6 protein-coding genes and 1 pseudogene are annotated in these 8,338 nt (G+C 54.5%); all 7 read right to left on the bottom strand.

Annotated elements, in window-relative coordinates; genetic code table 11:
• The coding region (locus H6G62_RS24975; RefSeq protein WP_242052271.1) for a DUF1016 N-terminal domain-containing protein at positions 1-386 on the bottom strand (386 nt) is incomplete at its 3' end.
• Positions 387-693: 307 nt separating this feature from the next.
• The gene (locus tag H6G62_RS24970) at positions 694-1,281 is read right to left on the bottom strand and encodes a Uma2 family endonuclease (protein WP_190500265.1); all 588 of its coding nucleotides are present in this window, start codon (positions 1,279-1,281) and stop codon (positions 694-696) included.
• A gap of 280 nt (positions 1,282-1,561) precedes the next feature.
• Complete coding sequence (locus H6G62_RS24965) at positions 1,562-2,461, bottom strand: ParB/RepB/Spo0J family partition protein (RefSeq protein WP_199325229.1); 900 nt, start codon at positions 2,459-2,461, stop codon at positions 1,562-1,564.
• 137 nt (positions 2,462-2,598) lie between these two features.
• Positions 2,599-3,387, bottom strand: a complete 789-nt coding sequence (locus H6G62_RS24960; RefSeq protein WP_190500261.1) for an AAA family ATPase — start codon at positions 3,385-3,387, stop codon at positions 2,599-2,601.
• Between the two features lie 444 nt (positions 3,388-3,831).
• Positions 3,832-7,170, bottom strand: a complete 3,339-nt coding sequence (locus H6G62_RS24955; RefSeq protein WP_190500259.1) for a hypothetical protein — start codon at positions 7,168-7,170, stop codon at positions 3,832-3,834.
• 123 nt (positions 7,171-7,293) lie between these two features.
• Positions 7,294-8,160 carry a ThiF family adenylyltransferase gene (locus H6G62_RS24950; RefSeq protein ID WP_190500257.1) on the bottom strand — a complete coding sequence of 289 codons (867 nt, stop codon included), beginning with the start codon at positions 8,158-8,160 and terminating at the stop codon, positions 7,294-7,296.
• Positions 8,123-8,338: pseudogene (locus H6G62_RS24945) on the bottom strand (hypothetical protein); the annotation flags it as partial. The gene H6G62_RS24950 and the pseudogene H6G62_RS24945, both read right to left, overlap by 38 nt.

The following is an 8,338-nucleotide window of genomic DNA, read 5'->3' as shown; positions in this document are numbered from 1 at the left end:
AGGCGCTGGTCGAGGGTATCGAGCTTGTTGAGCAGGGATTGATTATGCCCCCAGGGAATTTGTGCTACGACCTGTAGCACGATTGCCTCGTCGGGGTAGGCCTCGGCTAAGGCCCGCATGTATTGCAGGTTTCGGGGCGAGAATCCCTTCATCTCCGGGAACTCCCGCCGCAGATCAACCGAAAGGCGGTCAACCACCTTGCTCCCCCATCCCGCCTGCTGCTGTCGTACCAAAATCTCTCGCCCAATGTGCCAGTACAGGGCAATGAGTTCCTGATTAACCGCCAAGGCTGCCTTGACCTGAGCGGTGCGAATCCGCTGTTTGAGGCCGTCGAGCAGGTCAAAGTAATTGTCTTCGTCAGGGAATAGGCCGAGGTCTTTGGGCATGGGGCAGTAATCGAGCCAGTGAACAATCAGTAAGCTACTCCATCATCTAGCTAATCATTCAATTAATCACGGATATCTCCCAGGTCTACCTTCTCGGTTGCCCTGGAATCAGCCTTACGACAGCCTGCTTAATGCCGCCTAAAAAACTTTCTACTGGGACACCACCCAACCCCACATCCGCATTCATTCAACGGTCGTGTTGTAAGGAGGTCAATACGAGGTGATTCAGCAGAATTTATCAGAAACAAGCTCCAGACCAAACTCAACGTGACCCGTCCTTCTCTGCGCTGCCAGCGTCGTTATGCTGTCACTCATTTGTGTCCAATATCTGGGCAACGGTTAAGCTCAAACGGTTAAAGGTAGACGAAATAATACGGTCATTCTCCTGAAATACTTGGTCATCATAGGCCCCATCGCGCAACGTGCAAATCGTGACCTTAGCCTGCCCTGGATCGACAATCCAATATTCGGGAATATTCAAAACAGCATATTCCGTATGCTTAGCCCGATAGTCCTCAGTCGCCGTCGATGGGCTAACCACCTCTACCACCAACAGCGGCGGTGGTTCATGTAGGGCAATCACCGATTCTCGTTTTTTCAAGCCTGCCCACTGCTCCAGCGGTAGTACCACCACGTCCGGCACCCTAGAGGTGTCCCAGCGAGTCCCTCGTGGTGATTGAAGGCCAATTTTCATGTCTTTAGCCGTCCAGGGCAGGGAAGCCCGTTTAATTTCGGCTTTAAACGTTTGATTCAGAAACTCGCTGATTGCCCCATGCTCCCCTGTCCCCAACGCCATTGGAATCAGTTCCCCATCCACCAACTCATACTTGGTTCCTGTACCGTCGTCATAGGCTAGGTACTCGGCAAAGGTCATTTTTTGCGTGGTAACAGCCATAGCGCCCTTCCAACGATATATCTACAAATTACCTTGATGCATGATAGGCAACCCAATCTCCTATACCCTAGCGTCAAACAACGAGGACAGTGTCACCACTGCCTAAATTTTCCCCCTATCCCAACCCACTAAATCCAGGTATTGCGCTTGAGCCAGATGCGGTAGTGCCAGCCCAGTTATTTTGTCATGGCATCTGTGTGAACGAAGCCCCGGTCGGCATGACCTCGATCCAGGAAGACGACTTCGCGGTATCGGCAAAGCACTGCGGCGGTCTTGGTAGTTATCCACTACTCAGGTGCTCATCGCCCGAATCTAAGAGTGCATTAATTTGACTCAACAGCTTCTCCAGTCGTTTGCGTTTCTGGGGTTTATCTAGGACGGTCTTAGCTCGCTTTGCCAGTTTTAGGGTTCTGTCCAATTCGTCCAGGATGGGCTGATGCTCTGATTCTGTCTCTGAAGGGGTTCCAGCCTTGAGTGCTTGAACCCGTTCTTTAACCTGACGAAACGGTAGTTTTTGTTCTAGAACTTCGTTCAGTAACTGGGAACGCTGCGACTCATCCTTGAGCTTACTAATTTCAACCGCACAGGAGTAAGACAGTTGCCCCTCTAGGTGGGCTTGCTTGAGTTCATCGGGCAGGGAAAGTGTTCTCAGATTTTTGGTTCGGAACGTCTGAAGACTGATGTTGAATGCCTCTAGAACGGCCTGAATTTCTAGGATAGCGTCGCTCGGTGCTACGTCGCTCCGAGCCAGCCTGTCAGGATGACCTTCGACTTGAATGACCGAAACAGCCTGGTCACGGGAAATACCGAGCCTTGACTCAATCAGGGTGAGAATGCCTTCAGTTTCCTCAATCTTGCTAAGGTCTTCCCGCTGTAAGTTTTCAACGAGGGCAAACTCTAAGGCTTCTTCATCGCTGTACTCCTCAACAATACATAGCACCTCATTTAGCCCAGCCTGCTTCGCCGCTCGCCAGCGTCGCTCACCCGCCACAATCTGATAGGAACCGTCTTCGAGTTGGCGTACATTCAGCGCCCCTCGGAAGCCATCCTTTTGAAAGGATGCCGCCAGTTGGGCGATTCCCTCTTCTGAGAAAAAGCGTCTTGGCTGCTTCGGGTTAGGTTGGATTTGGCTAACGGGTAGCGATATCGTTCTTGGGTCGCCACTTGGCTGGGCCTTCACGTCAGGGGTATTGACGAGTCCACCTAAAATTCCTCGCCCCTGTAAGTTAAATCCAGTTGGCTTTGGCTTCTGCGATCCCATGACGCTTCTCCACAACGTTGTTAGCTTGACTCTGCTTTAGTCTTTTGTGTTTGGGTTCAGGCTGTTGCGATGTCGCTCAAGGTTTTAGCAATGGTAGCTAGGGTCTCGACGGCTGGATGTTTGGGTGAGTAGACCGCTAGGGGTAAATGTTCGCTCGTCGCATTCGCAAAGTCTGTCCTACGAGGAACTGGGGGGAAAACGATAGTGTCTTTAAAGCTCGTTGAAGTTCCCTTCAGTTGGTCAAAGACCTCTGTAATTGTCTGCAAGGCTCGACGGGACTGGGAGGTGCGTTCGTCATACATCGTAGGGACAGCCCCGATGACCTGTAGCTCCTGGTTAATTTGCTGAGCAATTTCGTAGGTGGTCTGTAGCAAGTTGATGGTGGCCTCAACAGACTTGTATTCTGTCTGAATTGGGATCACTAAGTAGTTGGCGGCAACTAGGCAGTTGATGGACAGTAGCCCCAAGGAGGGGGGGCAGTCAATCAGGATTAAGTCGTATTGGCTTGAGACTCTAGAGATGACTTGCTCTAGCCGATACTCCCGTCGGAGCACGGCTGCAAGCTCTAGTTCAGCATGAGACAGATAGATATTGGCTGGAATCAGGCTACATCCCAATATATCGTTCATCACGACGGGTGGATGCTGCGTGACTAAGCCCTGGTAGATCGTAGATTCCATCTCAAAGGGATTGAGGCCCAGGAACGTTGTTAGGGACGCCTGGGGATCCATATCTACCAGCAGGACTCGCTTACCTGCGGCCTGTAAGTGGTGCGCTAGATTCATCGTCAGCGTAGATTTACCAACGCCTCCAGACATATTGAAAAGTGCAATGACCTTGCCCACGTAAGCACCTGCTCAATTTAGCATTGGTTGATTTTAGTCGGAACTGCGCCTCGGTGCTACGTAGCACCGAGATGCTGTCTTAGTTGGAACTTCACTTCGGTGCTACGTAGCACCGAGCTATCGTCTTAGCATCCTACTATGCTGTCCGATCCCTATTTTGGGCTGACATTACCCTTCGGTGCTACGTAGCACCGAGCTATCGTCTTAGCATCCTACTATGCTGTCCGATCCCTATTTTGGGCTGACATTACCCTTCGGTGCTACGTAGCACCGAGCTATCGTCTTAGCATCCTACTACGCTGTTCGAGCTTTATTTTGGGCTGATATATCGAATCCAAAGCGTCCACTAAAATGAGCAGCAGGCTCCGACCCGCTCCAAGTCTTCTCAGAGTCAGGCCGTCTGAATAAAGTCAAAACTAGCCGCTGTCCGTGACGTGCTGTGGTTTAGTCCATCTGCATGTCAGCTTTCGCCCTGGCTGGAATCCGAGCAGGTTTAGAGGGTTGAGCTACTTGCCGAATTTGAGAGGGTTGCTTCACCTGAGATGGAGGCTCAATCACTTTGACGGGCTGGTAGGGAACGCCACGACGGACGGACTCTTTCGCGGCTCGCACTGCTTTGACGCTGGCTAGGGTCTGGTCATCGGCAAATCCTTCGGTTTCCCTAGAGGACTGGATGGGCACGTAGATCGAGGATTGTTCGACATCCCCTTCGACCGCATTGACGATGCCCTGTTGGTTGGCACTGAGGGTCAGTTCGGGAGCCCGAAAGACGGTGCCGACGATGGGGATTTTTTGGTTTTGAGGGAAGGCTCCCACGATTTTGTCGTTGGACATGAGGCAAGGTTGGCCTGCGAGGCTCTTGTCGGGATGGTCATGGGGAAACTGACCCACCCGCAGTACGATGTTCGCTCTGGTGCCCGGTGATTGAGTCTTGAAGTCGCCATGGCGTAGGCCCATCGCGTGAATGCCCTCACGGAGGTGCTGTTGACGCTCTATGGCAGCCAACAGTTGCGGCACACAGACGTTGTAGGTCAGAGAGCCTGTCCCAGAACGACTTCGTGGAATCGACCACTTGTCATAGTCAGCGGGTCGGTTCACCTGCCCCTCAAAGCGCACGGAACGATGGTCGGGGTGTTGGTTTTCGAGGTAACGGATCACCGATGGAGGAGTGGAGGGAGCCAGCACAAAGTCCATCATTGGAGCCTTGGCCTGTTGGTAGGCGGTGTAGGTGACGTTGTTTTGGTCGAGATAGCGTTTGACAGCCTCGGTCTTGGTACCAAAGGGGGCGGTGACGACATCCACCTCGGTTAGGCCCGGTTGTTTGTGGAGTTGGAGGGGTTTAGGGCCAACGGTAATCGGCTGTCGTTGACCCCACTCGTAAATCTCGCCACCGGGTTCGAGGGGCCGCTTGTCATGGTGGGTCTCCGAGGTGTGACAGACTTTCCAGAGGGCCAGGTGGAACAGGTCTTTGACTTCCGCAATGCCTTCAGCATCTAGACCTTCAATTCCCAGTCCTTGAGCGACAAACTCGTCACACTGTTGGTAGAAGGCCCCGATGCGCTTGGCCGATTCTTGAGCGGTGAGCTTTTCTTTCAGATTACGGGCCACGAGAGCGTTGAACTGTTCCTTGTAGGCCAGGGCTGATTCCTCAATGATGGGATACAGGGGATGGGTCAAGGCCGCCGCTCGTTCTTCCTCACTGTGCAGGACGGTTTGAAAGTAGCGTCGTTCCTTCTGGCCCACGGGCAGTGCTTCCCAGGCTTGGTTGGTAATGCGCGGCAGCACCTCAACGGCAGATCCAGAGCCCGTATCGGGTAGCAGGACGTGCTTATACAGGTCAGGGTCTTTTTTGTGGTCAAAGAAGGGTACCGGGTGAGCCTCTGTCCAGTCTTGAGCGTCGGCAATCAGGGTCTCGCCGCCAATTTCTTCGATGTCTTCCAGCCGTTCTGCACTTTTGCCATAGTCCACCTCGACCTGAAGTGCGCCCATCAAGCGTTCTAGGAGGTCATGCTTTTCGGTGTGAAAGGCCTCCATAGACTGATGGGTGAGTCGGTCTTGCTCATTCGGTTGGGCTGACTGAACCCGGCCAATCCAGTTAGCGACCAGACCCACTTTGTTGTGCTCACCCCCCAAGGCTCCTTCAAGGACAGAGCCACGGATAATCGGTGCCGCCTGCTTAAGCGATTCACGATCCTCGGTATAAACGCTCAGGTCGGTAGTGACGTAGGGCTGTTTGGGCCGTTGTTGGATGCCCTTGAAGTCCCCCGGTTCGCCAGCCCATTTGACTTCTTGGGAAATATTGGGTAAATCTCGTGCCAAGTCCCACTGCATTTGGTCGCCATCAAAGTCGCCCTGGTGGTACTCAGCGGCATCGGCTGAGTTCATCCAGATACAGCCTCTGTAGTTTTGCAGCCGCTCGACCGTGGCGTTATTGACGTACTTGCGGATGTTGTCTCGGCTCGGGATGGGCGAGCGGGTGACGATGATGACTTCGCCATCGGGCACTCCAGGAATGCAGACCTCACCACGGGCTAACTCCCGCGACGGCACCGCTCTAGAGGATTGGTGCTTGTGACCGCCGTTGATGGCGAGTTCTTTCCAGGCCCGCTGTAGGCGAGACCGTTGGTAGTCCTGCACCTTGGGCGTGGCATTGAGGATGCCTAGCTTGTCTTTGCGCAGCAGTTGGATCATGACTGGGTCTTCGCGGTTTTCGCCCTGACCTTCATCCACGTCTTGGTCATGGTAGGTGTCACTGTCCTCGCCCTCGCCTTGGATATCGTGTTGGCTTTGGTGGTACAGCTTAATGACATGGCGTTTGAGCATCACCGGGTCGCTTTGGATGACCCTGAGCCGTTCGGCGGCGGCTTGCGTCACGGGGCCAAAGTCTTGTTCAATGGCCTCAGCGCTGAAGCTGGTTGTGAACTGCCAACTATTGCGGTACCGCCGATTTTGAGCATTCTCCCGATTGCCGATAACGGCCTGGGGCAACTCATACTCGCCTCGCGGCACGAATGTATCCAGCACCCCTTTGTGAATGCCTTTGATGGAGGTCTGGTCGAGGATGATTTGGTTGGGGCTGGGGGCCAATTCATCGTCAACGGCGAGAACCCCTTTACTGAGGAAGCTCGGCAGGAAGGGCTGGCCTGGGTCTGCCCAACGTTCGTTCCAGACCAATCGGAACTGAAAGGGGCGGTCTTTGGGTGCGCCCAGCTTCTCCGCTAGGGCTGAGTTACAGAAGCCAAAACAATCATCCGTCCTGAAGGCTTGGTCGTCGGGATGCTTGTAGTTCACCACCTTAAGCTGGATGGCGCTGTGGTCATCGGGGCCAACGGTGTTCTGCGGCCCTATCGTTTCTAGCCCTTCGTAGCAATTGGAGGTGAACAGTGACCCATAGCGAACGGCGGCATCTGGCTCAGAGCGAAAGAACGTGCGGATTTCTTCCTTCAACTCAGGACTACCAAAGTAATGGGTCTTGCCGGAGCTGAAGAGATGGGTGCGGGTATCTCCCTTTTGAGAAATGTCGTCTAGCAGGTGGGGACGTTTGTCCTCGTCAGCTGTCCCTGGAGCCATTTTGACGACCATCAGGGACTTGAGTTGGTCTTGCGGGAAGATGGCTGAAATGGGTGCATTTTCAACGGTTTGGTAGCCGCACTTGTCGCCTTCTAGGGCTCCCGCTGTGGGTTCGCTGCGTTTCAGGGTGCGTCGGTTACCGGGGGCTGGAGCGACCCTGACGACAGGGATTCGTAGGGTGCGTCCGTCCTCTGAGAGTTGAGTTTTGAGCATGATGGTTCTATGCCGGGACAACGATCCGGTTGCTAGCCGCTCGATAGGGCTGGGCCTTGCTTCAGTTCCGTTCTAGCGGCTAGGCGGCGGGGGTGGCTTCAGTCTTAGGTTTGAACTTTAGGCTCATTCAGAACCAGCAGCAGGGCGGGACAAGACCGCTGCAAGGCTGGCGTCTGTGTTGTAGTGAGAGACCATGGTTCCGGTCTGTTGGTCGAAGTGGGTGGCGAACTTGGTTAGGGTGTTGTTCAGCAAATCGACCACGTATCGACCCATGAGGGTAGCGACCTGAGGGTTCACCATCAGGCTTTGGGCATTGGCGAAGGCTAGTTCCGCACAGGACTGTCCCGACAAGCCTTGCTCCTCTGGTCGGGCCGTTAGCAGCTCTGGAGCTTGTACCGTGGGCATGGGCAGGTTTTCATAGAACCGAAAATGGTCGGTTTGGTAATCCTCTAGCTTGACAGAGCTGCTGTTGCCGACCAACACCTGACCGTGGTGCTGACTGTTGCCACCATCAATCCACCAGGCCGAACCTAGGCTCCGGTACCGGGGGGTTGTGATGGCTTCGGCAATACTTTGTCGAGCCGCCGCATTATCGACGCAGCCACAGAGCACTTGCCGAGTTTCATAGGGACTGTCGAGGAGCATCGACGGTTTGAAGGGTTGGGCCAGCGCTTCGATGGGCACCCCGAAGGCGGCACTGTAGCGGAGGGCCAAGGTCTGGGCTTTGTTCAGGCCCACCTCAGCCTCGCAGAAGCATTGCCGGGTCACGTTCTTGGCTTCAACATGGTCCGGGTCTACCAGCACCAGTCTGGTGGTTCGACCCTGGGCCGTCAGGGCTAGGGCTACCCGGCACAATAACTGCACCAGGAACGATCCGGTACCCCCACAGCCAATAATCCAGAGTTCGATGGTTTGGGTTGGGGCCAGCACCACGGGTTTTGCGTTCACCGCGTCAAAGTTGGGGAGTAAGTTGAGAGGTGTCGTCGGCATGGTCAGGTTCCTTGGCTGAGTAGTAGGGTAGTTTGGGGTGGGCCACGTCGAGCAGGGTGTCCCCAGACTCGAACGAATCGAAGACGGCAGAGGCCGGAATCATCCAGAAATGCCCAAACAGTCCGACCCTGAGCAGCAGTTCGGGTTGGGCCTGGTGCAGTCTGCCGAGGACGCCATA

This window comes from Phormidium sp. FACHB-1136, assembly GCF_014697375.1.
In the GTDB taxonomy this organism is placed as follows: Bacteria; Cyanobacteriota; Cyanobacteriia; order Phormidesmidales; family Phormidesmidaceae; genus Nodosilinea.
Note: the sequence above shows the minus strand (reverse complement) of the source record. Positions and strands in the feature narration are given on the sequence as shown.